General features: G+C 61.6%; 18 protein-coding genes and 3 tRNA genes. 19 read left to right on the top strand and 2 right to left on the bottom strand.

The window, feature by feature from the left end; genetic code table 11:
• From VMP31_RS19335 to VMP31_RS19320, 4 genes are all read left to right on the top strand, one after another.
• Positions 1-516, top strand: a complete 516-nt coding sequence (locus VMP31_RS19335) for a type II secretion system protein M (RefSeq protein ID WP_325509320.1) — start codon at positions 1-3, stop codon at positions 514-516.
• A gap of 146 nt (positions 517-662) precedes the next feature.
• Positions 663-738 (top strand) — tRNA-Val (locus tag VMP31_RS19330).
• Between the two features lie 33 nt (positions 739-771).
• Positions 772-848, top strand: a tRNA-Asp gene (locus VMP31_RS19325).
• 100 nt (positions 849-948) lie between these two features.
• Positions 949-1,025 (top strand) — tRNA-Asp (locus VMP31_RS19320).
• Positions 1,026-1,312: 287 nt separating this feature from the next.
• Here the strand turns inward: VMP31_RS19320 and VMP31_RS19315 are convergent.
• The gene (locus tag VMP31_RS19315) at positions 1,313-2,350 is read right to left on the bottom strand and encodes an AraC family transcriptional regulator (RefSeq protein WP_325509319.1); all 1,038 of its coding nucleotides are present in this window, start codon (positions 2,348-2,350) and stop codon (positions 1,313-1,315) included.
• Positions 2,351-2,599: 249 nt separating this feature from the next.
• Here VMP31_RS19315 and VMP31_RS19310 point away from each other — a divergent pair, with 249 nt between their 5' ends.
• The 5 genes from VMP31_RS19310 to VMP31_RS19290 all read left to right on the top strand — a co-directional run bounded on the left by VMP31_RS19310 (position 2,600) and on the right by VMP31_RS19290 (position 8,906).
• On the top strand, positions 2,600-4,636 hold the full coding sequence (locus tag VMP31_RS19310) for an NADPH-dependent 2,4-dienoyl-CoA reductase (RefSeq protein ID WP_325509318.1): 2,037 nt from the start codon (positions 2,600-2,602) through the stop codon (positions 4,634-4,636).
• Positions 4,637-4,755: 119 nt separating this feature from the next.
• A complete protein-coding gene (locus VMP31_RS19305) occupies positions 4,756-5,187 on the top strand; it encodes a nuclear transport factor 2 family protein (RefSeq protein WP_325509317.1) in 432 nt (143 codons plus the stop codon).
• A 262-nt stretch (positions 5,188-5,449) separates the two neighbouring features.
• Positions 5,450-6,820, top strand: coding sequence for a chromosome partitioning protein ParA (locus tag VMP31_RS19300; RefSeq protein WP_325509316.1), 1,371 nt, complete (start codon positions 5,450-5,452; stop codon positions 6,818-6,820).
• Positions 6,820-7,767, top strand: coding sequence for a 1-aminocyclopropane-1-carboxylate deaminase/D-cysteine desulfhydrase (locus VMP31_RS19295; protein WP_325509315.1), 948 nt, complete (start codon positions 6,820-6,822; stop codon positions 7,765-7,767). Before VMP31_RS19300 ends, VMP31_RS19295 begins: the two co-directional genes overlap by 1 nt.
• 29 nt (positions 7,768-7,796) lie before the next feature.
• The gene (locus VMP31_RS19290) at positions 7,797-8,906 is read left to right on the top strand and encodes a cyclic nucleotide-binding domain-containing protein (protein ID WP_325509314.1); all 1,110 of its coding nucleotides are present in this window, start codon (positions 7,797-7,799) and stop codon (positions 8,904-8,906) included.
• 14 nt (positions 8,907-8,920) lie between these two features.
• Here the strand turns inward: VMP31_RS19290 and VMP31_RS19285 are convergent, their stop codons facing one another.
• Positions 8,921-9,865 (bottom strand): DUF1853 family protein, encoded by a 945-nt coding sequence (locus tag VMP31_RS19285; protein WP_325509313.1) that lies wholly within the window; start codon positions 9,863-9,865, stop codon positions 8,921-8,923.
• Between the two features lie 131 nt (positions 9,866-9,996).
• Between VMP31_RS19285 and VMP31_RS19280 the strand changes: the two genes are divergently transcribed.
• From VMP31_RS19280 to VMP31_RS19235, 10 genes are all read left to right on the top strand, one after another.
• Positions 9,997-10,887, top strand: a complete 891-nt coding sequence (locus VMP31_RS19280) for an NAD(+) kinase (protein WP_325509312.1) — start codon at positions 9,997-9,999, stop codon at positions 10,885-10,887.
• Positions 10,888-11,847 carry a metallophosphoesterase gene (locus VMP31_RS19275; RefSeq protein WP_325509311.1) on the top strand — a complete coding sequence of 320 codons (960 nt, stop codon included), beginning with the start codon at positions 10,888-10,890 and terminating at the stop codon, positions 11,845-11,847.
• Positions 11,844-12,713, top strand: coding sequence for a rhomboid family intramembrane serine protease (locus tag VMP31_RS19270; RefSeq protein ID WP_325509310.1), 870 nt, complete (start codon positions 11,844-11,846; stop codon positions 12,711-12,713). Before VMP31_RS19275 ends, VMP31_RS19270 begins: the two co-directional genes overlap by 4 nt.
• 27 nt (positions 12,714-12,740) lie before the next feature.
• Entirely contained in the window at positions 12,741-13,004 is a 264-nt protein-coding gene (locus VMP31_RS19265) for a YeaC family protein (RefSeq protein WP_325509309.1), read from the top strand.
• Entirely contained in the window at positions 13,004-13,840 is an 837-nt protein-coding gene (locus VMP31_RS19260; RefSeq protein WP_325509308.1) for a DUF2797 domain-containing protein, read from the top strand. Before VMP31_RS19265 ends, VMP31_RS19260 begins: the two co-directional genes overlap by 1 nt.
• 54 nt (positions 13,841-13,894) lie before the next feature.
• Positions 13,895-16,570 carry an aminopeptidase N gene (gene pepN / locus VMP31_RS19255; protein ID WP_325509307.1) on the top strand — a complete coding sequence of 892 codons (2,676 nt, stop codon included), beginning with the start codon at positions 13,895-13,897 and terminating at the stop codon, positions 16,568-16,570.
• 648 nt (positions 16,571-17,218) lie between these two features.
• On the top strand, positions 17,219-19,186 hold the full coding sequence (locus VMP31_RS19250; RefSeq protein ID WP_325509306.1) for a DUF1302 domain-containing protein: 1,968 nt from the start codon (positions 17,219-17,221) through the stop codon (positions 19,184-19,186).
• A 63-nt stretch (positions 19,187-19,249) separates the two neighbouring features.
• The gene (locus VMP31_RS19245; protein ID WP_325509305.1) at positions 19,250-20,620 is read left to right on the top strand and encodes a DUF1329 domain-containing protein; all 1,371 of its coding nucleotides are present in this window, start codon (positions 19,250-19,252) and stop codon (positions 20,618-20,620) included.
• Positions 20,621-20,817: 197 nt separating this feature from the next.
• Positions 20,818-21,912 carry a WD40/YVTN/BNR-like repeat-containing protein gene (locus VMP31_RS19240; RefSeq protein ID WP_325509304.1) on the top strand — a complete coding sequence of 365 codons (1,095 nt, stop codon included), beginning with the start codon at positions 20,818-20,820 and terminating at the stop codon, positions 21,910-21,912.
• A 15-nt stretch (positions 21,913-21,927) separates the two neighbouring features.
• Positions 21,928-24,282, top strand: a complete 2,355-nt coding sequence (locus VMP31_RS19235; protein ID WP_325509303.1) for an RND family transporter — start codon at positions 21,928-21,930, stop codon at positions 24,280-24,282.
• Positions 24,283-24,635: the final 353 nt, after the last annotated feature.

The raw sequence follows: 24,635 nt of genomic DNA, 5'->3' as shown, positions 1-24,635 counted from the left end.
ATGCTCGAGCTCGATAAAGGTTTTGCTGCCCAGCTGGAACGCTCGGTGTTGGTCCAGCGCTGGCGCGCCCTGGCCCCTCGCGATCGACTGTCGTTGACCTGCCTGGCGCTGTTTGTCCTGCTGGTGCTGCTCTACCTGGCGCTCTGGCAGCCCGCCCAGCAGCGTCTGGCGAGTGCGCGTAGCGCCTTCGAAACCCAGCGCGAATTGCATGCCTACCTGCAGAGCCGGGCTCCGCTGGCGCGCAGCCTGGCGAGCCGGCCCCAGGTGAGCGTCGAACCGGCGCGCCTGCAGGGTCTGGTGACGGCCAGTGCCGGGGCGCAGGGCCTGAGCATCGAACGGCTGGACAGCGACAGTGGCGGTGCCTTGCAGGTCAGTGTGCAGCCGGCATCTTTTGCCCAGTTGCTGCGCTGGTTCGCCGCGCTGGAGGCCCAGGGGGTGCAGATTGTCGAGGCGGGGCTGGACCGTGCCGAGGACAGCAAGGTAGCTGCACGTTTGAGCCTGCGGGTCGCGCCATAAGCGCCGCGCCAGGCTGCATGGCGGTGCGCGACGCGGTAAATGGGCACCGCATGGGGGCACTGGGTTTTCCATCTTTTTAGAAAAACTTGAAGCAGGGTATTGACTTAGCATCGGCCCTTGCGTAAATTTCGCGCCTCGCAAGCAGCGGGTGATTAGCTCAGCTGGGAGAGCAGCTGCCTTACAAGCAGCGGGTCGGCGGTTCGATCCCGTCATCACCCACCACTCTTGTGAAACCGGACGAAAGTCCACCGACGCGCAGCGGTAGTTCAGTCGGTTAGAATACCGGCCTGTCACGCCGGGGGTCGCGGGTTCGAGTCCCGTCCGCTGCGCCATATTTTCCAGCTTGAGTTCGCTCAGGCTGAGATGAAAAAGCCCTCACCGGCGGCCTCATCAGATGAAGCAAGAGTTCCATGGACGCAAGTCCACCGACACGCAGCGGTAGTTCAGTCGGTTAGAATACCGGCCTGTCACGCCGGGGGTCGCGGGTTCGAGTCCCGTCCGCTGCGCCATATATGAAGCCCGCTGATAGCGATATCAGCGGGTTTTTTATTGTCTTTGATTTCTGGCGATTGGCCTGAACCTGGTTGCGCGACAACCTGTCATCTTGCGTTCATCAGCTTCCTCTAGCTTTATTGGCATGCTCTTTGTTTACGCAATGAGCGGTTGCTGACATATCGAGTGGGAGGAACAGGCAATGGACGATTATCAAGAAGAGCTGCTGGAAGCTCGCGCCACCGAGCAGGATGTGCCGGAGCGCGACGAAGACGCTACCGAGCTCTGATCCGTTTTAGAGTTGTTATAGCGCCCGCCGCTGCTCGCGGCGGTATTCCCCCGGGGTTTGCTGGTTCCAGCGCTTAAAGGCGCGCTGGAAGGCTTCGGCTGAGGCAAAGCCGAGCAGGTAGGCGATCTCGCCGAACGCCAGTTCGGTGTCGCGGATATAGGCCATGGCCAGGTCGCGGCGGGTGTCGTTGAGGATGGTGCGAAACTGCGTGCCTTCTTCGGCCAGCTTGCGCCGCAATGTCCAGCTCGGCAGTTGCAGGCGCGCGGCCACCTCGCTCAGGTCCGGTTCGCGGCCATGCAGCAGGGGGCCAAGCAACTGGGTGATGCGCTCGCGCAGGCTGCGGGTACGGGTCAGTTGTTCCAGTTCCCCCTCACAGATTTCCAGCAGGTGTTTCCAGGTGCTCGGGCAGTGTTCCGGATTGCGCATATTCAGGCTGTGCTGGTTCAGGCGCAGCTGGTTATGGGCGCAGGCGAACTCCACCGGGCAGGCAAACAGTTCGGAGTATTGCGCGGCATAGCCGGGGGCGGGGAATTCGATCTGCACCTTTTCCACGGGCAGTGGTTGCTGCGCCAGCTTGCTCAGTTGCTGGGCCCAGCTGGCCAGCACTGAGTCGATCACGAAGCGGTTGTAGTCGTTGTAGGGGCTGATCGAATAGAAGCGCAGCCAGGCACCCTGGGCGTCCTCGTGCAGGCTGGATTGGCCACGGTAGTTGGCCGCATACAGCGGCTCGAAGCGGATCAGAGTGCGCGCGGCTTCGCGCACGGTGGGGGCCTGGGCTGCGGTCACGCCGGCCAGGCCGACCTGGCTGAGGCGGCTGCAGCGGCCCATCAACAGGCCGATGCCGGGCTCTGCGGTTTGCTGAATGGCGCTATGGCCCAGGCGCATATAGCGTGGAATCGATAGCCGCGCGCGGGGTTCGGCCAGGCGCGCGGGGTCGAGGCCATAGCTGAGCAGCAGGGGCCGCGGGTCTTGCCCCAGGCTGCGCATGGCGGCTGCCAGGCTGTCGACAAACCCCACCGCCAGGTCGCCCAGGCGGACTCTTGAGCGTTTCATCGGTATTCCCTAAGGAAGGACTGGCTGATGCGTTCAGGCATGGCTCGGGCGCTGCTGAAATAGTGAAGGCTCAGGGTAGGGTGCGCCGCTGTGCTTGCCAAGCAGTGCTGCACGTTTTGATCAATAAGTTGTCACTTTGGGTCATTGAGCCGTGCGGGTTGGCTCTTTATCGTCTATCCCATATCGACTGTGGCTCGACCGAAGCCGCGGCATTTCCGTGAAATAGCTATGTCTGATGTGGAGACTCCCATGACCGCCGTTCCTTACCCGCACCTGCTTGCCCCGCTGGACCTGGGTTTTACCACCCTGAAGAACCGTGCGCTGATGGGCTCCATGCACACCGGTCTGGAAGAGAAACCGGGCGGCTTCGAGCGCATGGCCGCCTATTTCGCCGAGCGTGCCCGTGGCGGTGTCGGCCTGATGGTGACCGGCGGTATTGGCCCGAATGAGGAAGGTGGGGTGTATTCCGGGGCGGCCAAACTGACCACCGCCGAAGAGGCCGAAAAGCACAAGGTCGTCACCCGTGCGGTGCATGAGGCCGACGGCAAGATCTGCATGCAGATCCTCCACGCCGGGCGCTATGCCTATAGCCCCAAGTCGGTGGCCCCTAGCGCCATCCAGGCTCCGATCAACCCGTTCAAGCCGCGCGAGCTGGACGAGGAGGGCATCGAGAAGCAGATCCAGGACTTTATCAACTGCTCCGTGCTGGCCCAGCAGGCCGAGTACGACGGCGTCGAGATCATGGGTTCGGAAGGCTACTTCATTAACCAGTTTCTGGTCGCCCACACCAACCATCGCACCGACCGCTGGGGCGGCAGCTACGAAAACCGCATGCGCCTGCCGGTGGAAATCGTTCGCCGCGTCAGGGAGGCTGTGGGGCCGAACTTTATTATCATCTACCGTCTGTCCATGCTCGACCTGGTGGAGGGTGGCAGCACCTGGGACGAAATCGTCCTGCTGGCCAAGGCCATCGAGAAAGCCGGTGCGACCCTGATCAACACCGGTATCGGCTGGCACGAAGCGCGAATCCCGACCATCGCCACCAAGGTGCCGCGTGCGGCCTTTACCAAGGTCACCGCCAAGCTGCGTGGTGAAGTGAGCATTCCGCTGATCACCACCAACCGCATCAACACCCCGGAAATCGCCGAACAAGTGCTGGCCGAGGGCGACGCCGACATGGTGTCGATGGCGCGTCCCTTCCTCGCCGACCCGGATTTCGTCAACAAGGCTGCAGAAGGCCGCAGCGACGAAATCAATACCTGCATTGGCTGCAACCAGGCCTGCCTGGACCACACCTTTGGCGGCAAGCTGACCAGTTGCCTGGTCAACCCGCGTGCCTGTCACGAAACCGAGCTGAACTACATTCCAACCACTGCGGTGAAGAAGATTGCCGTGGTCGGTGCCGGCCCCGCCGGGCTGTCCGCCGCCACCGTGGCCGCCGAGCGTGGTCATAGCGTGACCCTGTTCGATTCCGCCAGCGAAATCGGCGGCCAATTCAACGTGGCCAAGCGCGTGCCAGGCAAGGAGGAGTTCTTCGAAACCCTGCGTTATTTCAAGCGCAAGCTGGAAACCACCAACGTCGATCTGCGCCTCAATACCCGCGTTTCGGCCGCCGAGCTGGCGCAGGGTGGCTATGACGAAATCATCCTGGCCACCGGTATCGCGCCGCGTACCCCGGCTATTCCAGGTATCGAACATGCCAAGGTGATCAGCTACCTGGACGCCATCCTCAAGCGCAAGCCGGTCGGCCAGCAGGTTGCGGTGATCGGGGCCGGCGGCATTGGTTTTGACGTGTCCGAGTTCATCACCCATCAGGGCGAGTCGACCAGCCTCAATCGCGAGGAGTTCTGGAAGGAGTGGGGCATCGACGCGGCTCTGGAGGCCCGCGGCGGTGTTGCCGGGATCAAGGCCGAACCCCACGCCCCGGCGCGTCAGGTGTTCCTGCTGCAGCGCAAGAAGTCCAAGGTGGGCGACGGTTTGGGCAAGACCACCGGCTGGATTCACCGCACCGGCTTGAAGAACAAGAATGTACAGATGCTCAACTCGGTCGAGTACCTCAAGGTCGACGACGCCGGCCTGCATATCAGCATCGCCGGTGGCGAGCCGCAGGTATTGCCAGTGGATACGGTGATTGTCTGCGCTGGGCAAGACCCGCTGCGCGAGCTGCAGGAAGGCCTGGAAAGCGCCGGGCAGAACGTGCACCTGATTGGCGGTGCTGATGTGGCCAGCGAGCTGGACGCCAAGCGCGCGATCAACCAGGGCTCGCGCCTCGCCGCCGTACTCTAAACAGCCAACGCCCCAGGGGTCTGTTCCTGCTTCATTCGCGGTTCGCGAATTGAAGCAGGAACAGACCTGTGTGCGGGGCGTTTTGTATGTGGCTTACAACAATTAAGGAGAAGCCCGTTATGTCCCATAACCCTCAACTGCAACCGGCTGCTGCCGCCACCCTTGCGCAGTGGCATGGCCTGATGCAAAACAACGACCTGAGCCCCTTGCCCGAACTGCTGCACCCGCAGGCGGTGTTCCGTTCGCCCGTGGCGCACAAGCCGTACGTCGGCGCGCCCATGGTGTCGCTGATTCTCAATACCGTGAGCAAGGTCTTCGTCGATTTTGCCTATCACCGCGAGCTGGCCAGTGCCGACGGCCTCAGTGTGGTGCTGGAGTTCAGCGCCAAGGTGGGCGAGCGCGAGCTCAAGGGGATCGATATGATCCGCTTCGATGAGGCCGGCAAGATCGTCGAGTTCGAGGTCATGATTCGCCCGCTCAGTGGCCTGCAGGCGCTTGGCGAGGAGATGGGGCGACGCCTGGCACCCTATCTGGCCGGGGCTAAACCCTGAGCCGTTGCACCAAGCCCATCACAGTTTTGCTCCACCGCAGACATTTATCGGCTAGTCGACAGGTCGACTGCCAACCCAGTCACATTGCTGGCTGCGGTTTTTCCCCTAGACTTGGCTGAATAAGGGTGTAGCGCCTGTATCAGAGGCCGCGTATAACCTGCCAAATCTTGCTGGTGCATGCTCGCTATGGCGGTTTTTCGCTGTCGTGCAGGCTGTGCGCCAGCTGAACGGATTGTTCCGTTTCGGCCCTAGAGGGAAACCGATGAGCATGCAGAACAAGCCGCAGATGGTTGAAGCCGTGATGTTCTTCAGTGAACGCGGCGGTATCTGCAAGCAAATGTTCTTTACCGAGTTCGAGGCCTTGCTCGACGGCGTGGTCAATATGCCGGAGTTTGCCGACCAGCAGATGCGCATTGCCTATGTCTCGATCAACCCGCGCCTGATGATCAAGGCCGCGGTGTTTTTCTACCTGGATTTCGACGAGAAGGGCGCGCCCGATTCCGGCTGGAATATTCCCCTGCAGCACCTGGCCGAGCGTGCCGGGCGCGGTCCCGATCTGGGTGCCGGGCCGATTCGTCTGGGCTGCCGTAGTCAGTGCCCGGTGTCCTGGCACCAGATGCACCTGTGGGACCCCAATCTGGCTCCTGGGCAGAATGATCTGGTGCTGCTGCGCGACGCAGTGCGGCGCAATAACCTGGGCATTCTGGTCGAAGAGGAAAACGCTCAGTCGGTAGTGACCGAACGCCTGCAAATGGCCTCCGAGGACAAATGGTACGCTCCGGACTTCGTCCCGGAGGAGGGTACCAAGTCCAAGGACAAGCTCGATCAGGAGCATCGGTTGAAAACCGCGCAACTGATCAAGCAGCAGCGTTTGCGCATCAGCAGCCTCAGCCAGCAACACGAGGAGGAGCTGGCCAAGCTCAAGCTGGCCGGCGAGGCCGATAACAAACAGCGTCAGGGGCAAGTCGAGGAACTGCAGCAGGCGTTGCGCCAGCAGGTCGAGCTGAATGCCAGCCTCAAGGCGCAACTGGCGGTGCAGGCCGCCAGCTTCCAGACCTCGCGCGAAGACATGACCGAACAACTGCGCAATCTGGAACTGCACGGCCGCAGCGAGAGCGATGTGTTGCGCGCGCAGTTCGAGAGCGAGATGCAGGCCAAAATCGCCTCGGCGGTGGTGGAGTACAAGGAACAGATTGCCATTCGCGATATGGAACTGGCCTACCGCAAGGAGCAGGACACGCAGTCGCTGCAGGAAATCACCCGACTCAAGCGCGCTTATGCCGAACTCGCCAGCCAGGGCGGAGATCAGATTCTGGAGCGCCTGGCCAAGCTCGGTGTGGTGTTTGTGGTGTATCACCCGGGAGCCGGGCACCTGACCATTGCGTTGCAGGACATCTCTGCCTACCAGGACAATCCCATGGCCTATGCGGCGGCCAAGTGCTTTGTCAACGAAGATCAGTACCGCCACTGGCTGTTGCACTATCAACAGCCGAGCTGCGAGGCGCTGTTGCCCAGCGGCGAACGTTGCGCCATTCCAATCGATCGGGTGGACACGCCGAGTCGCTTTATCCTCGACGACAGCAACTGTTGTGCCCGGCACAAGGCCAGTAGCCGCCTGCGTACCGTCAGTTAGTGCCAGTTGTTCTGCCTGACTGGACCCCCGATGCACCGCTGCAGCACCTGGGTTTCGACTGGTCGGCTGCCGCCGGTATCGAACTGGCGGTGCTGCGCCTGGACCTGATCGATCCGCTGATCAGCGGCAACAAGTGGTTCAAGCTAAGCCATCATCTGCAGGCCGCCGCAGCTGCGGCGGCCGAGGGCCTGATCAGTCTGGGCGGGGCTCATTCCAATCATCTGCACGCCCTGGCTGCGGCTGGTCGGCGCTTCGGCTTCGCCACTGTGGGCTTGCTGCGCGGTGAGCCGCAGGACACGCCCACTGTGCGCGATCTGCAGGCATTCGGCATGCAACTGCACTGGCTCGGCTATGGCGGTTATCGCGCCCGTCATCAAGTGGGATTCTGGGAGCCATGGCTGGCGCTTTATCCGGGCTTCTCTACGGTGCCGGAGGGTGGCGGCGGTTTACCCGGTGCCCTGGGCTGCGCCGCCTTGCTGACCCTGGCGCGTCGGCAATTGGCTGGCCTGGGCTGGGACGACTATGACGGCTGGTGGCTGGCTGCAGGTACTGGCACTACCCTGGCCGGCCTGGTGCTGGCCGAGGCGGGTGCCCACCCGGTGTATGGCGCGCTGGCGGTGCCGGCCGATTACGGGGTGCAGCAGCAGGTGCAGGCCATTGTGCAGGCCGGTGGGTTGGTTGGTGGCTCCTTTCGGCTGCTGGAGGCCTGCCGTGGCGGCTTTGCCGCAGTCGATGACGAGTTGCTCGAGTTTATCTTCGCCAGCGAGGCGGCCAGTGGCTTGCCGCTGGAACCGCTGTATACCGGCAAAGCATTAATGGCGTTGCGCGGGCAGGTCGAGGCCGGTTACTTTGCCCGTGGCAGCCGCCTGCTGTTTGTCCACACGGGTGGCCTGCAAGGGCGTACAGCAGCACTGCAGCGATATCAGCAAGCCGGCCGGCTAGACTGACTCTTGACCAGCGGAGCCTGAGCATTTCCATGAGCGAACCCCTCAATCCCGAACAGCTGCGCAGCCTTACACCACTCAATGTGTTGTCTGAGCAGCAGTGGCGTGAGTTGCGCGGGCAGCTGGTGCCGCAGCCGCTGTTGGCTGGGCAGTCGTTGTTCCGTCTGGGCGATCAGGCCCGTGTCACCTATTACCTGTTGGCCGGTGAGCTGCAATTGCAGTCCGCCGATGGTCAGCAGCAGCTGTTGCGCGCTGGTACTGAGGCCACTTGCCATCCCTTGTCGCCCAGCCTGCCGCGCTTGCACGAGGCGCGCGCCTTGAGCGATGCCAGTGTGCTGGCGCTCGACAGTGCAACGCTTAACCGCCTGCTGACCTGGCGGCTGGCCTATCAGGACCTGCTGCTCGAACTCGGCCAGAATCACGAAGAAGTGGAGTGGCTGGAGCAGCTGCTGGAGAATCCGCTGTTCGCCAAGGTGCCGCCCTCCAACGTGCGCGCCATGCTCGAACGCCTGCAGCGTGTCGAGTTGCCCGCGGGCAGCCGGGTCCTCAGCGAGGGTGAGTCGGGCGATTGCTGCTACTTCCTCAACAGCGGCCGGGCCGAGGTGATTCGCGGGGCCGGTAGCGACCAGCAGGTGCTGGCCGAGCTGGAAGTGGGGGCCTGTTTTGGTGAGGAAGCACTGCTCGCCGACAGCCCGCGCAACGCCACGGTGACCATGCTCGAAGCCGGGGTGGTGCTGCGCCTGGATCGGCAGGATTTCTTTTCTCTGCTCAAGGCCCCGGTGGTCGATGAGGTTTCGTTGGGTGAGGCCTCGCGCCTGCTTAGCGCGGGGGCGCAGTGGCTGGATGTGCGCCTGCAAAGTGAGTACGAGCGCGCCCATGCCCTGGAGTCGCTGAATATGCCCCTGCAGTTGCTGCGCCTGAAGGCGCGCCTGCTGGATAAACAGCGCATCTACCTGTGCTACTGCGACAGCGGCAAGCGCAGTGCCAGTGCGGTCTTTCTGCTGTCGCAGCTGGGCTTTAGTGCCTACGCCCTGCGCGACGGTGTTGATGCCCTGCCGGCGGTGCAGCGCGATGCCTTGCTCTGTGAAAGTGGCTCCGGCTATCTGGCACGTTCGGGCGGGCGCACCGAGCGCAGCCGCTAAGCGGTCGAGGGCTGTCAGCTCGCCTGGTCGGGCCAGAGGTCATTGAGCAGAAACAGCCGTTCGGCCTCTACCCAGTCCCCTGCGGGGCTTTCGACTAGACGCACCAGCAGCTGTGCATTGGCCTGTGCCGGCAATGCCGCCAGCCATTGCTCGAACTGTGCGGGCGTGTACAGTTCCGTGCTTGCCAAGCGCGCCGGTGCCAGCCAGGCCTGGCGCGCCAGGGGCTGCCAATAGCCGGCGGCGGGGTGGCTGACGAATTCCGCCCAGTCACGTCTATGCAGCCAGCGCCCGCGCAGGTGTTGCGGGTTGGCTCCTTGCGGCGGGTTGCAACCGTGCCGCCAGGGGTAGAACAGGTAGCCCGCCAGCCAGAGGGCGGCCTGGGTCTGTTGAATATCCAGTTCGGCGAGTACCGACAGGGCCTGACTGCCGGCCGAGAGGGGCAGCTGGTGCTGGCACAGGTGGGCGAGTTTGAGGTCCAGGCGGTCATGGCTGCCGGGGCCTAACCAGTGTGCGTGATCCTCGCCGCCGGCCTGTGCCGGGCCCAGGTAGAGCTTGATCGCCAGTTCCAGGTGATGCACGCCCTGTTCATCGCGCAGCAGCAGATCCAGCTCGCCCAGGGTATGCCCCTGTTGCCGGATGGGCAGGTTGGCCGCGAGCACATCGACATCGGGGGCGGCGTTCAGAGCGAACTGCCAGAGCCGTTCGTAGTACAGGCCGAGGCGACGTACCGAGCTTTGCGCCAGCCAGTGCTGCAGCGCGGTGCTGTCGGCATCCAGGCCGCGCAGCCAGTCGGCCAGCAGGCCCGGCTGGCGGCTCCAGCGGCTGGCGCTGAGTGGATGGCGCTGGGCCAAGGGCGTGCTGTCGAGCAGGGGTGGCGAAAGCAGTGCCCACGCCAGGTCGCGCACCGGGGGTTGGTGCAGTTGCGTGGGCAGGTCGGTCAGCGTGTCGAAGGGCGTCATGCTCCGAGCATAGCCCCGAATGCCCGGTCGGCTAAAGCCGCTCGGCGTTGACTGCACCGTCAAGTTTGCCGCTGTCGCCGGCTTTCGCCCATAATCGCAACCCTCTAGATCCAGAGTCTTGCGGGAGCACCATGGAACAGTTTCGTAATGTCGGCATTATCGGTCGGCTGGGCAGTACCCAGGTGCTCGACACTATTCGCCGGTTGAAAAAGTTTCTGCTCGACCGCCATCTGCATGTGATTCTTGAAGACACCATCGCCGAAGTGCTGCCGGGCCATGGCCTGCAGACCTCGTCACGCAAGATCCTCGGCGAGGTCTGTGACCTGGTGATAGTGGTCGGCGGCGATGGCAGCATGCTCGGCGCGGCCCGCGCGCTGGCCCGGCACAAGGTTCCGGTACTGGGGATCAACCGCGGCAGCCTGGGCTTTCTCACCGATATCCGCCCTGACGAGCTGGAGCTCAAGGTCGCCCAGGTGCTGGAAGGCAACTACTTGACCGAGAATCGCTTTCTGCTCGAGGCCGAGGTGCGTCGGCATGGCGAGGCCATTGGCCAGGGCGATGCCTTGAATGACGTGGTGCTGCACCCCGGCAAGTCGAACCGGATGATCGAGTTCGAGCTGTATATCGACGGCCAGTTCGTCTGCAGCCAGAAGGCCGACGGCCTGATCGTCGCCACCCCGACCGGCTCCACCGCCTATGCGCTGTCCGCTGGCGGGCCGATCATGCATCCCAAGCTGGATGCCATCGTTATCGTGCCGATGTACCCGCACACCCTGTCCAGCCGGCCCATCGTGGTGGACGGCAACAGCGAGTTGAAGATCGTCGTGTCCAAGGACCTGCAGCTCTATCCGCAGGTGTCCTGCGACAGCCAGAACCACTTCACCTGTGCCCCCGGCGACACCGTTACCGTGGCCAAGAAGCCGCAGAAGCTGCGCTTGATCCATCCCCTCGACCACAATTACTACGAGGTCTGCCGGACCAAACTGGGCTGGGGCAGTCGGCTCGGGGGCGGGGGCGACTGAATGGACCTCGATCCTGCCCGTGGCTACGACCTGATCGGCGATATCCATGGTTGTGCCAAGACCCTGGCTCGCCTGTTGGACACCTTGGGCTACCGTCTTGAGGCGGGCGTCTGGCGTCATCCGCAGCGTATGGCGATCTTCCTCGGTGACCTGGTTGATCGCGGCCCGCGCATCCGTGAGGCCCTGCACTTGGTGCGCGATATGGTCGTTGCCGGGCAGGCGTTGTGCATCATGGGCAATCACGAGTTCAACGCCCTGGGCTGGAGCACCCCGGCGGCCCCTGGCAGCGGCCGGCAGTTCGTCCGCGAGCATACGCCGCGGCACGCCCGGCTGATCAGGGAAACCCTGGAGCAGTTCGAGGCCTATCCGGCCGAATGGCGCGAGTTTCTCGGCTGGTTCTATGAGTTGCCGCTGTTTATCGATGCCGGGCGTTTCCGGGTGGTGCATGCCTGCTGGGATGCTGGCTTGATCGAGCCGCTGCGCGGGCTGTTTGCCGATGCCTGTATCGACGAACACTTCCTTCAGGCTTCGGCGGTGCCCGGCAGCTTTGCCAATACCGTGCTCGACCGCCTGCTGCGCGGCACCGATATGCGCCTGCCCCATGGCATGACCCTGACCAGCGACGACGGCTTTACCCGCGCGCACTTTCGCACCAAGTTCTGGGAAGAAGACCCGCAGACCTATGGCGATATCGTTTTCCAGCCCGATGCCCTGCCAGAGCTGGCCGCGCAGATGCCCTTGACGGAAATTCAGAAGACCGAGCTGCTGAAATACGCCGCCGATGAGCCGTTGTTGTTCGTTGGCCATTACTGGCGCAGTGGCAAGCCCGCGCCGATTCGGCCCAACCTGGCCTGCCTGGATTACAGCGCGGTGCTCAATGGCAAGATGGTGGCCTACCGCCTGGATCAGGAGCAGCGCCTGGATCCACACAAATTTGTCTGGGTCGAGGTACAGCCATGAGTGCGGTAGCCGCGATGCGCCTGCCGGTGCAGATCGATCTGAGTGCTTTTATCGCCTTGTTGCAGCGTCTGCAGGTGCCCCATCGGGTCGCCGAAGAAGCCGGCGAACAGGTGCTCTGGGTGCCCGGCGAGCAACTGGCCGAGCAGGTGCGCGAGCTGTATGCGCGTTACCCCCAGGGCGACGATGCCCTGCAGGTACCGCCGCCTGCGGCCTTGGCTGCAGACTCGACCCCGGGCTTTATCGGCCAGCTGAAAAACAGCCTGCTGACCTCCAGCCTGTTGCTGCTGACCTTCGTGGTCGCCGGGCTCACCCTGCTGGGCGATAACTACGATGCGATCAGCTGGCTGAGCTTTGTCGATTTTCGCCTAGAGGGCGAGTACATCTACTTCGGCAACCTCAGCCTCACCCTGGCCAGCGGCCAATGGTGGCGGCTGTTGACGCCGATGCTGATCCATTTCGGCATTCTTCACCTGGCGATGAACACGCTCTGGTATTGGGAGCTGGGTCGCCGTGTCGAGGCGCGCCAGGGACCCTGGATTCTGCTTGGGCTGACCCTGATATTCAGCCTGGCGGCCAATTTCGCCCAGTACCTGTGGGCCGGGCCTTCGCTGTTTGGCGGCCTGTCCGGGGTGCTCTATGGCCTGCTCGGGCATTGCTGGCTGTTCCAGCGCCTGGCTCCCAACGCGGCCTATCGCCTGCCGCCGGGCGTGCTGGTGATGATGCTGGCCTGGTTGCTGATCTGCATGACCGGCATCTTCGAGCTGCTGCAATTCGGTGCCATCGCCAATGCCGCCCATGTCGGCGGCCTGCTGGCCGGTTGCCTGACCGGGCTGCTGGGCGGTGCGCTGGCGCGTCGGTCTCGGTAAACTGCCATTTTGTATTTGGAGGCGCTTATGTCGTCCTTTCTTGAAGCAATCGAAAACATCACCCCTGAGATCTACCAGAGCCTCAAGCTGGCCGTGGAAATCGGCAAATGGCCCGATGGCCGCAAGCTGAGCCAGGAGCAGAAGGAGCTGACCCTGCAGGCGCTGATCGCCTGGGAAATTCAGAATCTGCCGGAAGAAGAACGCATCGGTTATATGGGCCCGCAGGAATGTGGCTCCAAGTCCGAGCCGGTACCCAATCTGCTGTTCAAGTCCACGGATACCCTGCACTGATGAGTGAGCTGGCCCGTGGTGCCCTGAGCAAAATGGCGGCGCAGCTGGGTGCGCCGGTGCAATACAGCTTTCGCCTGGGCGATGAGTTGCTGCCGGTGAATCCGTTGATCGGCAAGAGCCTGCGCCTGGAGTTCCTCGGCGCAATCCACTGCAGCCATTGCGGGCGCAAGACCAAAAGCAGCTACAGCCAAGGCTATTGCTACCCCTGCATGCAGAAGCTGGCGCAGTGCGATATCTGCATCATGAGCCCGGAGCGTTGCCACTATGAGGCCGGCACCTGCCGCGAGCCGAGTTGGGGCGAGCAGTTCTGCATGACTGATCATGTGGTCTACCTGGCCAACTCCAGCGGGGTTAAGGTCGGCATTACCCGCGCCACCCAGATTCCTACGCGCTGGATCGATCAGGGCGCGACCCAGGCGCTGCCGATTCTGCGGGTTGCCACCCGTCAGCAGTCCGGCTTTGTCGAAGACTTGTTGCGCAGCCAGGTGGCGGACAAGACCAATTGGCGTGCACTGCTCAAGGGCGATGCCGCGCCGGTTGATCTGCTGGCGGTGCGCGAACAGCTGTTTGCCAGTTGCGGCAGCGGGCTCACCGAGTTGCAGCAGCGCTTCGGCATCCAGGCCATTCAGCCGCTCAGCGATCAAGCCGTGGTGCAGATTGCCTACCCGATTGAGGCCTATCCGGCCAAGATCAACAGCTTCAACCTGGACAAGAATCCGCTGGCCGAAGGCACGCTGCTGGGCATCAAGGGTCAGTATCTGATGTTCGATACCGGCGTGATCAATATCCGCAAATACACCGCTTACCAGTTGGCCGTTCACGAACTGGCCGCCTGAGTTTTCTATTCGCGAACCCGGCGCCCGCGCGCCGCAGACAAAGGGCCACAAGCCATGCGCACCGAACAGCCGAAGATGATTTACCTCAAGGACTACCAGGCACCGGATTATCTGATCGATGAAACGCACCTGACCTTCGAGTTGTTCGATGACCACACCCTGGTGCACGCGCAACTGGTGATGCGCCGCAATCCGGCTGCGGGCAGTGGCCTTCCGCCGCTGGTGCTGGATGGTCAGCAGTTGGAACTGCTCAGTGTGGCGCTGGATGACTGCGAGCTGAGTGCCGGCGATTACCAGCTGAGTGACAGCCATCTGACCCTGCAGCCAACCGCAGCCAGCTTTGTGATCGACAGCAGCGTGCGCATCCACCCGGAAAGCAACACCGCGCTGGAGGGGCTGTACAAGTCCGGCAGCATGTTCTGCACCCAGTGCGAAGCCGAGGGCTTTCGCAAGATCACCTATTACCTCGACCGCCCGGACGTGATGAGCAAGTTCACCACCACCCTGAGCGCCGAGCAGCACAGCTATCCGGTGCTGCTGTCCAACGGCAACCCGATTGCCAGCGGCAGTGAGGAAACTGCCCCTGGAAAGAGTGTTCGGCACTGGGCGACTTGGCAAGACCCCTTTATGAAGCCGGCCTACCTGTTTGCCCTGGTCGCCGGTGATCTCTGGTGTGTAGAAGACAGCTTTACCACCATGAGTTCGCGCGAAGTGGCGCTGCGCATCTATGTCGAGCCGGAGAATATCGACAAATGCCAGCACGCCATGGACAGCCTGAAAAAATCCATGAAGTGGGACGAAGAGGTCTACGGCCGTGAGTACGACCTGGACATCTTTATGATCGTCGCGGTCAACGACTTCAATATGGGGGCCATGGAAAACAAGGGCCTGAATATCTTCAACTCCAGCTGTGTGCTGGCCCGCGCCGAGACCGCTACCGACGCTGCCCACCAGCGGGTTGAGGCGGTTGTGGCCCACGAATATTTCCACAACTGGTCAGGCAACCGCGTGACCTGCCGCGACTGGTTCCAGCTGTCATTGAAAGAAGGCTTTACCGTATTCCGCGATGCCGAGTTCAGCGCCGATATGCACTCGCGCACGGTCAAGCGCATCGAGGATGTGGCGTACCTGCGTACCCACCAGTTCGCCGAAGATGCCGGCCCCATGGCCCACCCGGTGCGTCCAGATGCCTTTATGGAGATTTCCAATTTCTACACCCTGACGGTGTACGAGAAGGGTTCGGAAGTGGTGCGCATGATCCGCACCCTGGTCGGCACCGAGGGCTTCCGCAAGGGCAGCGACCTGTACTTCGAGCGCCATGATGGCCAGGCCGTGACCTGTGATGACTTTATCCGCGCGATGGAAGAGGCCAATGGCATCGACCTGACCCAGTTCAAGCGCTGGTACAGCCAGGCCGGTACGCCGCGCCTGGCGGTCAGCGAGCACTATGACGCCGCGGCCAAGACCTACAGCCTGAGCTTCCAGCAAAGCTGCCCGCCATCGCCTGGGCAAAGCGAGAAGCTGCCCTTCGTGATTCCGGTGGAGCTGGGCCTGATTGGTGCTCAGGGCCAGGCCTTGCCACTGCGTCTGCAGGGGGAAGCGCAGGCCGGCGCGGCCTCGCGGGTATTCGCCATCGACCAGGCCGAGCAGGTGCTGACCTTTGTCGATATCGCCGAGCAGCCTCTGCCATCCCTGCTGCGCGGCTTCTCCGCGCCGGTCAAGCTGAGCTTCCCTTACAGCCGCGATCAGCTGATGTTCCTGATGCAGCATGACAGCGATGGCTTCAACCGCTGGGAAGCGGGGCAGCAGTTGTCGGTGCAGGTGCTGCAGGAGCTGATCGGCCAGCATCAGCGCGGTGAGGCCCTGGTGCTCGACCAGCGCCTGGTTACGGCGCTGCGCAGCGTATTGGCCAATGAGCAACTGGATCAGGCCATGGTCGCCGAGATGCTCTCGCTGCCGGGTGAGGCCTATCTGACCGAGATCAGCGAAGTGGCCGATGTCGAGGCCATTCACGCGGCCCGCGAGTTTGCTCGCCAGCAACTGTCGGCGGCGCTGTTTGATCTGCTGTGGGCGCGTTACCAGGCCAACCGCGAGCTTTCGCGTGGCACCGCCTATATCGCCGAGGCCGAGCACTTTGCCCGGCGCAGCCTGCAGAACATCGCGCTGTCCTACCTGATGCTTAGCGGCAAGGCCGAGGTATTGGCGGCCTGTCTGGAGCAGTTCGAGAACGCCGACAATATGACCGAGCGCCTGACCGCCCTGGCGGTGCTGGTCAATTCGCCATTCGAAGCCGAGAAGGCCACCGCGCTGGCCAGCTTTGCCGACTTCTTCAAGGACAACCCGCTGGTCATGGATCAGTGGTTCAGCGTGCAGGCGGCCTGCGCCTTGCCCGGTGCGTTGCAGCGGGTCGAGCAGTTGATGCAGCATCCGGCCTTTACCCTGAAGAATCCGAACAAGGTGCGCGCTCTGATTGGCGCATTTGCCGGGCAGAACCTGCTGGGCTTCCACCAGGCCGATGGCAGCGGCTACCGCTTCCTCGCCGATCAGGTGATCGTCCTCAATGCCCTCAACCCGCAGATCGCCTCGCGCCTGCTGGCCCCGCTGACCCGCTGGGGCAAATACGACAGCGCCCGTCAGCAACTGATGAAGGCCGAACTGCAGCGCATCCTGGCTTCGGGTGAGCTGTCCAGCGACGTCTTTGAAGTGGTGAGCAAAAGCCTGGCTGGCTGACGCCTTGGTTACCCGGTGAGGTTGCGGGGGCGCGCCCCCGCAACCTCACCGGTGTTTCTCTCCTGTCCTTTTCGATTAGCGAAAACTTGCACGCTGATCTTTGCATGGCCGTCAGAGCGCAACTCTTGTTTGCGCTCGACCCCTGTTTATCTTGTCCGACAAAAACATATAAAAAGTGTTACCCGCAATAATGCGAGTAACACTTTTCTGTTACCTGTTTGGCTGTAAGAAAAGTTTGCAGGGCTATAGTCTTGTTCGCTTGATTTACGCAGGGTTGAATTATCTGCACTGGCCGTCGGTTAAAACAATTTTGCGACCGACATATCACGCCAGGGTGTAGGACAAAATAGGTAATAAGTTGTGTTGTTTGGTGTCATTTGTATGCGGAATGACCAGTCACAAAGTGGGCGGATTTCGGCATTTATTCATCGTGATGAATTTTTATACCCTCGTTTGAATTGGCACCATGGTTGCGGTGGCAATCATGAACTGACCTCGTCTGGCCCGTGCCAGACAGTAGAGCGCGTGTAAGCGCATTGGGGGATATGGCTTCCAATCAATATTTAAGGCTGTCGCTAGTACGGCCATCTCGTGCCCGGTAAAACCAGGCGCATATAAAAGAATGATCTGTTCGCGGAGTAAGTTTCGATGCTAATTAAGTTTCGTAAACCCGTACTGGGTTTTGCCCCGGCTGCTGCTGGTTTTGCCTTTGCCGGCATTCTGCCGCTGCTGTTGTCCGCTCAGGTTCAGGCCGTTGAATTCAGCTTTGCCGATAATGAAATCAGCGGCTCCATCGATACCACTGTGTCCTATGGCCAGTTGTGGCGCGTGCAGGGGATCGACAAGACCAAGAATGATGTGAATACCAACGACGGTAACCGTAACTTCGATACCGGTCTGGTTTCCGAGGTCTATAAGTTCACCACCGATCTGGAAGCGACTTATCAGAACTACGGCCTGTTTGTCCGGGGTTCTGCGTTCTATGACACGCAGATCATGGACAAGCGCAACGACTACCTGAACAACAACGATCCCGCGCAGCCCAACCAGAACCTCGCTCGGCCGAACAGCTTCACCTATGAAACCCGCCACAGCGCCGGGCGCGGAGCGGAAATTCTCGATGCCTATGTCTATGGCAACTGGGATGTGGCCGATATGCCGGTCTCTGCGCGCGTCGGCAGGCAGGTGTTCAACTGGGGCGAAGGCCTGTTCTACCGCGGTGGGATCAACACCACCAACCCGGTGGATGCAGGCAAGTTCCGCCTGCCGGGTGCCGAGCTGAAAGAGGTGCTGGTGCCGGTTGAAGCGTTCAATTTCAATATCGGCCTGAGCGACAACCTCTCCCTGGAGGCCTTCTATCAGTGGAACTGGAAAGAGACGGCCATCGATCCGGTGGGCACCTTCTTCTCGGAAACCGATCTGTTTGCCGCAGGCGGCGACACTGCCTACACCACGGTCGAGGCGCTGAGCAGCCCAACCTTCCAGGCGCTCTACCCGAGCCTGGCGGCCGGTAACTTCGCCGGCCTGCAGGGCACCCAGTACCTTGATGCCAATGGCGTGTTCAAGGTCGCCAATATAGGTTCGGATATCAATGCGAAGAACGACGGCCAGTTTGGCGTGGCCTTGCGTTATATCGCCGAAGAGCTCAACTCCACCGAGTTCGGGTTCTACTTCGTCAATTACCACTCCAAGGAACCGACTATCTACGCCGACGTGAACCGCAGCTACGCCGGCCTGAATATCGATCAGCTGGCTGGGTTGGGCGGTTTTGCCGGCTATGACGAGCTGGTGGCTGCCGAGGCGGCGGGTAATCCGCTGGCCGAGCAGGTGCTGGGCCTGGTCAATGGTGCGGCGGCGGTGGATGTGGCGAACCAGGTCAATGGTCGTCGCGAATATGCCGAAGATATCCGCATGTACGGGCTGAGCTTCAATACCACGGTGGCCGAGGCCTCGGTGTTCGGTGAGTTGTCCTATCGGCCGAACTTGCCGATCGGCATTGCCGCCACCAACGACCTGCTCGGCGACCTGCTGGGTCAGGCCGCGTTACTGGCCGCTGGCCGACCGGTGAATATCGGCGGTCAGGAGCTGACGATCACCGACCAGATCCATAACGGCACCCGGGTAGAGGCCTTCAACACCTCGCTGGGCACCATCTATAACTTTGGTCCGACCCTGAGCTTCGATTCGCTGTTCGGCGTGGCCGAGCTGGCCTCCGAGCATATTCGTGGTGACAGCCTGCAGTACCTCGCCCATGACGGCAGCACCCGTTATTACGCGGGCCGGCCGAACGGCTCCTACATCTCGGGTTACGAGCGCGACGCGCAGATCAACAAGAACGCCTACGGCTACACCCTGGTGCTGTCCGGTACCTGGAACGACGTATACGCCGGGGTGAACCTCTCGCCCTTCGCCGTGTACAAGCACGATTTCAAAGGCAACTCGCACCAGACCGGCAGCTTTATCGAGGGCCGCCAGGCCTACACCCTGGGCATGCGCGCCAACTACCTGAACAGCCTGGAAGCAGAAGTGCAGTACACCGAGTTCTACGGCGCGGGCCAGAACAACTCGGGCACCGACCGCGACAATATCGGGATCAACGTCAAGTACTCCTTCTAACCCAAACGAGCAGTGCCGGGCGGCTGTAGCTGCCCGGTGGATGATTTATCACGGAGAAATACCATGCTGAAAAAGCATACGCTGGTCGCTGTTGCCATTGCCCTGGCGTTGTCTGCCGGTAGCGCGCTGGCTGCCGTTGCCCCTGCGGAGGCGGCCAAGCTGGGTGCCAGCCTGACCCCCTTCGGTGCCGAGAAGGCCGGCAACGCGGCCGGCACCATTCCCGAGTGGACCGGTGGTATTACCCAGCCGCCGGCAGCCTACAAGACCCCAGGCCAGCACCATCCGGACCCGTTTGCCGACGACAAGCCGCTGTTTACCATCACCAAGGCCAATCTGGAGCAGTACAAGGCCAACCTGACCTCGGGTCAGATTGCCATGTTCGATACCTACCCCAGCAGCTACCAGATGCCGGTGTACCCGACTCGCCGCTCCGGCTCCGCGCCGCAGTGGGTGTATGACAACAGCATCAAGAACGCCAGCACGGCCAAGCTGATCGATGGCGGCAACGGCTTCAGCGACGCTTACGGCGGCATCCCGTTCCCGATTCCGCAAAATGGCGTGGAAGCGCTGTGGAACCACATCGCCCGCTATCGCGGCACCTATATCGTGCGCCGCGCCTCGGAAGTGGCGGTGCAGCGCAACGGCAGCTACTCCCTGGTGACCTCGCAGCAGGAGGCCATGTTCAAGTTCTACAACCCGAAAGGGACTGCGGCCGACCTGAACAACATCATGTTCTACTACCTGTCCTTCACCAAGAGCCCGGCGCGCCTGGCTGGCGGTGCGGTGCTGGTGCACGAGACCCTGGATCAGGTCAAGGAACCGCGTCAGGCCTGGGGCTACAACGCCGGTCAGCGTCGCGTACGCCGTGCGCCAAGCCTGGCCTACGACACCCCGATCGCCGCGGCCGACGGCCTGCGTACCGCTGACGACACCGACATGATCAACGGCTCGCCGGATCGTTATGACTGGAAGCTGTTGGGCAAGAAGGAAATCTACATCCCCTACAACAGCTACAAGGTCACCAGCCCTGAGGTCAAATACAAGGACCTGCTGCAGGTCGGTCACCTCAACCCGGCGTTCACCCGCAACGAGCTGCACCGTGTCTGGGTCGTCGAGGGCACCCTCAAGTCCAGCGCCCGGCATATCTACTCCAAACGTACCCTGTACCTCGACGAAGACAGCTGGCAGGCCGCCGTGGTCGATCAGTACGACGGCCGCGGCGAGCTGTGGCGCGTGTCCATCGCCTACCTGAAAAACTACTACGACCTGCCAACCACCTGGTCGGCCCTGGACAGCTTCCACGATCTGCAGGCCCGTCGTTACCACGTGCAGAACCTGGACAACGAAGAGTCGAGCACCATCGACTTCAGCCAGGCGATACCGGACGATGGTTATTTCAAGCCGGCAGCTCTGCGTCGCCGCGGGACACGTTAATCCCGTGTAGAGTGGGCGAAAGGCCGCTACTGTTGTAGCGGCCTTTTCTGTTGTTGTCGGTCGAACGGGGTCGCAAGGTGCTGACGGGTTTAACAAAACATAACGTCGCGCCGATTGTCAGGCCTTTTCAAAGCTCAGTAGGATAGACGGCTCTGCTATAACGGTAGTGCTACCTATAAGAATAAGGGGGAAGGTATATGAGTGAGCCCGTCATGCGGCGCACCCAGGCCGGTCATGTTGTGGGGCTAGCCCGCACGCCGGCGTTGCGCGTCCACTCGCCGCTGGCTAAAGCGCTCTCGCTGTGCAGTGTGCTGTCCGTGCTGATGTTTGCCGCTGTACCCGCGTGCGCGCAAAACGCCAGCGATGCGGCCAGCAGCTATTCGATCGAGTCGGCACAGGCGCAGCACAGCCTGCTGCTGGATGTGGCCAGCTCCGGCAAGCGCCTGGTGACTGTGGGTGACCGCGGTCACATCCTGTTCTCCGACGACAATGGCGCTAACTGGACCCAGGCCAAGGTGCCGACCAAGCAGCTGCTCACTGCCGTGTTCTTTATCGACGACCAGCATGGCTGGGCGGTCGGTCACGATGCGCAGATCCTCGCCAGCAGCGATGGTGGTGCGACCTGGGTCAAGCAGTTCGAAGACCTGGAGCGTGAAGCCCCGCTGCTCGATGTCTGGTTCAAGGACCGCAACAGCGGTTATGCCGTCGGTGCCTACGGTGCCTTGCTGGAAACCACCGATGGTGGTGCCAACTGGGAAGACGTCAGCGACCGTATGGACAACGAAGACGGTTATCACCTGAATGCCATCACCGAGGTCAAGGACTCCGGTCTGTTTTCCGTCGGCGAGCAGGGCGCGATGTTCCGTTCCTCGGACTGGGGTCAGACCTGGGAAACCCTGGAAGGCCCTTACGAGGGTTCGCTGTTCGGTGCCCTGGGCACTGATGAAGCTGGTGCGTTGCTGGTCTACGGCCTGCGCGGGCACCTGTTCCGTTCGGCCGATTTCGGCACGACCTGGGAGCAGATTCGCCTGAATACGGCAAACAATGGTCCTCTGGAGTTTGGTCTGTCCGACGGTAACCGTCTGGCCGATGGCTCTATTGTGGTGGTCGGGCATGGCGGCACCGTGCTGAAAAGCACCGATAACGGCCGTAATTTCAGCGTGACCAATCGTGTCGACCGGCTTTCGCTGGCAGGCATTGCAGCAATGGATAACGGCAATCTGATTCTGGTAGGGCAGGGCGGCGTGCATGTCGCTTCGCCTACTGGCGCCGATCTGGGCCAACAACAATAAGCCGGGAGCCTTTGCATGAGTAAGCATCAACAACAACCTGCGTCGTTCCTCGAGCGGTTGATTTTCAACAATCGCCCGGCCGTGATTTTGCTGTGCCTGTTGATCAGTGTTTTCCTGTTCTTCCAGGCGGCGCAGGTGCGTCCGCAAACCAGCTTCGAGAAGATGATCCCGCTGGGCCATCCCTATATCCAGAAGATGCTCGAACACCGCAACGACCTGGCTAACCTGGGCAACACCGTGCGTATCTCGGTGGAAGCGGTGGATGGCGACATCTTCAGCAAGGAATATATGGAGACGCTGCGTCAGATCAATGACGAAGCCTTCTATATCCCCGGTGTTGACCGTTCCGGCCTGAAGTCGCTGTGGAGTCCGAGCGTACGCTGGACCGAAGTGACCGAAGAAGGCTTTGCTGGCGGCGAAGTGATCCCGCAGACCTACGACGGCTCCCCGGAAAGCCTGGAGGAGCTGCGCAGCAATATCCTCAAGTCCGGGCAGATCGGCCGCCTGGTAGCCAACAACTTCAAGTCGAGCATCGTCGACTTGCCGCTGCTGGAGACCTACGCCGACCCTAACGATCAGAGCAAGCAGATCCCCCTGGACTACCAGAAATTCTCCCACGAGCTGGAAGAGAAGATCCGCGAGAAGTACCAGGCGCAGAACCCCAACGTCAAAGTGCATATCATCGGCTTCGCCAAGAAGGTCGGTGACCTGATCGATGGCCTGGTCGGCGTGGCGCTGTTCTTTGCGGTGGCCATCGCTATTACCTTTGTCCTGCTGCTGTGGTTCACCCACTGTTTCAAGAGCACCCTGGCGGTGGTTCTGACCACGCTGATTGCGGTGGTTTGGCAGCTCGGCCTGCTGCACACCCTGGGTTTCGGCCTTGATCCGTACTCGATGCTGGTGCCGTTCCTGGTCTTCGCCATCGGTATTTCCCACGGCGTGCAGAAGATCAACGGCATTGCCATGGCCTCCGGTGAAGCGACTGACTCGCTGTCCGCGGCGCGCATGGCTTTCCGTCAGCTGTTTATCCCGGGCCTGGTGGCTCTGCTGTCGGATGCGGTGGGCTTTATTACTCTGCTGCTGATCGATATCGGCGTGATCCGCGAGCTGGCCATTGGTGCCTCCATGGGCGTGGCGGTGATCATCCTGACCAACCTGATCCTGCTGCCGGTGATGATTTCCTATGTCGGTATCAGCAAGAAGGCGGTGAGGATCAGCCGTGAAGAAGCGGAGAAGGAACATCCGTTCTGGCGCTTTATCTCCAACTGCGCGCACCCGATGGTAGCCCCCATTTCTGTGGTAGTTGCGATCACGGCGTTGGCTGGTGGTGTCTGGTACGGCCAGAACCTGAAGATCGGTGACCTCGACCAGGGCGCACCGGAGCTGCATCCGGATTCGCGCTACAACCTGGACAACGACTTCGTCATCCGCAACTACTCGACCAGTTCCGATGTGCTGGTGATCATGGTCAAGACGGCCCCCGAAGGCTGTTCGACCTACCGCACGCTGTCGGCCATGGACGAGCTGATGTGGACCATGGAAAACACCGAAGGCGTGCAGTCGGCGATTTCCATGGTTACCGTGTCGCGTCAGGTGATCAAGGGTATGAACGAGGGCAACCTGAAATGGGAAACCCTGTCGCGTAACCAGGACGTGCTGAACAACTCCATTGCCCGCGCCGATGGCCTGTACAACGCTGATTGCTCGGTGGCTCCGCTGCTGGTGTTCCTCACCGACCACAAGGCCGAGACCCTGTCCCGGGCCGTGGCCGTGGCGGAAGACTTCGCCAAGCAGAACAACCAGGACGGCCTCGAGTTTATCCTGGCTGCGGGTAACGCTGGCATCGAGGCGGCGACCAACGAAGTTATCGCTGCCTCGGAAACCACCATGCTGATCGCCGTCTATGCGGCCGTGAGCATCATGTGCCTGCTGACCTTCCGTTCCCTGGCCGCTACCCTCTGCGTGATCCTGCCGCTGGTGCTGACCTCGGTACTGGGTAACGCCCTGATGGCCTTTATGGGCATCGGTGTGAAGGTGGCGACTCTGCCGGTGATCGCCCTGGGCGTGGGTATCGGTGTCGACTACGGCATCTATATCTATAGCCGCCTGGAGACGTACCTGCGCCAGGGCCTGTCGCTGCAGGAAGCCTACTACGAGACCCTCAAGTCCACCGGTAAGGCCGTGCTGTTCACCGGCGTGTGCCTGGCCATTGGTGTGGCTACCTGGATCTTCTCGGCGATCAAGTTCCAGGCCGATATGGGCCTGATGCTGACCTTTATGTTCCTCTGGAACATGATCGGCGCGATCTGGCTGCTGCCGGCCCTGGCCCGCTTCCTGATCAACCCGGAGAAACTGCGCAACAAGGGCTAAGCCTGGCGCGTAGTAGCACAACAAAAAACCGCGGCCCTTGGGTCGCGGTTTTTTATGGGCTATGTATCAGTCATGTGTTGCAGGCAGCTTTTGTAGGGTGGGTCGGGCCGCGCAGGTTAGTGGTGCGGAACCGGGTTAGCGAAGTAACTGCGAGACCTGTGCGCCACGTAACCCACCAAGCGGTCTTCGGCTGGCCACCGATGGTGGGTTACGGCGCAACTGAATTAAGCATCGACGGATAGCTCGTGATCATGCGCCTAACCCACCCGAATCGTTGCTGGGCTGGCCCGCGCGCTGCGCCGGACTCCAGCAGTTTCGCGGACAAGTCCGCTCCTACATGGCGGGCGTTTAAG

Source organism: Pseudomonas sp., assembly GCF_035512415.1.
Lineage (GTDB): Bacteria > Pseudomonadota > Gammaproteobacteria > Pseudomonadales > Pseudomonadaceae > Aquipseudomonas.
The sequence above is the reverse complement of the archived record's forward strand: the minus strand, read 5'-3'. Positions and strand labels throughout refer to the sequence as shown.

Excerpts from the sequence above, each read along its gene's own strand:
- VMP31_RS19335 (WP_325509320.1), top strand. The coding sequence starts at position 1 with ATGCTCGAGCTCGATAAAGGTTTTGCTGCCCAGCTGGAACGCTCGGTG.
- VMP31_RS19315 (WP_325509319.1), bottom strand. The coding sequence starts at position 2,350 with ATGAAACGCTCAAGAGTCCGCCTGGGCGACCTGGCGGTGGGGTTTGTC.
- VMP31_RS19310 (WP_325509318.1), top strand. The coding sequence starts at position 2,600 with ATGACCGCCGTTCCTTACCCGCACCTGCTTGCCCCGCTGGACCTGGGT.
- VMP31_RS19305 (WP_325509317.1), top strand. The coding sequence starts at position 4,756 with ATGTCCCATAACCCTCAACTGCAACCGGCTGCTGCCGCCACCCTTGCG.
- VMP31_RS19300 (WP_325509316.1), top strand. The coding sequence starts at position 5,450 with ATGAGCATGCAGAACAAGCCGCAGATGGTTGAAGCCGTGATGTTCTTC.
- VMP31_RS19290 (WP_325509314.1), top strand. The coding sequence starts at position 7,797 with ATGAGCGAACCCCTCAATCCCGAACAGCTGCGCAGCCTTACACCACTC.
- VMP31_RS19285 (WP_325509313.1), bottom strand. The coding sequence starts at position 9,865 with ATGACGCCCTTCGACACGCTGACCGACCTGCCCACGCAACTGCACCAA.
- VMP31_RS19280 (WP_325509312.1), top strand. The coding sequence starts at position 9,997 with ATGGAACAGTTTCGTAATGTCGGCATTATCGGTCGGCTGGGCAGTACC.
- VMP31_RS19275 (WP_325509311.1), top strand. The coding sequence starts at position 10,888 with ATGGACCTCGATCCTGCCCGTGGCTACGACCTGATCGGCGATATCCAT.
- VMP31_RS19270 (WP_325509310.1), top strand. The coding sequence starts at position 11,844 with ATGAGTGCGGTAGCCGCGATGCGCCTGCCGGTGCAGATCGATCTGAGT.
- VMP31_RS19265 (WP_325509309.1), top strand. The coding sequence starts at position 12,741 with ATGTCGTCCTTTCTTGAAGCAATCGAAAACATCACCCCTGAGATCTAC.
- VMP31_RS19260 (WP_325509308.1), top strand. The coding sequence starts at position 13,004 with ATGAGTGAGCTGGCCCGTGGTGCCCTGAGCAAAATGGCGGCGCAGCTG.
- pepN (WP_325509307.1), top strand. The coding sequence starts at position 13,895 with ATGCGCACCGAACAGCCGAAGATGATTTACCTCAAGGACTACCAGGCA.
- VMP31_RS19250 (WP_325509306.1), top strand. The coding sequence starts at position 17,219 with ATGCTAATTAAGTTTCGTAAACCCGTACTGGGTTTTGCCCCGGCTGCT.
- VMP31_RS19245 (WP_325509305.1), top strand. The coding sequence starts at position 19,250 with ATGCTGAAAAAGCATACGCTGGTCGCTGTTGCCATTGCCCTGGCGTTG.
- VMP31_RS19240 (WP_325509304.1), top strand. The coding sequence starts at position 20,818 with ATGAGTGAGCCCGTCATGCGGCGCACCCAGGCCGGTCATGTTGTGGGG.
- VMP31_RS19235 (WP_325509303.1), top strand. The coding sequence starts at position 21,928 with ATGAGTAAGCATCAACAACAACCTGCGTCGTTCCTCGAGCGGTTGATT.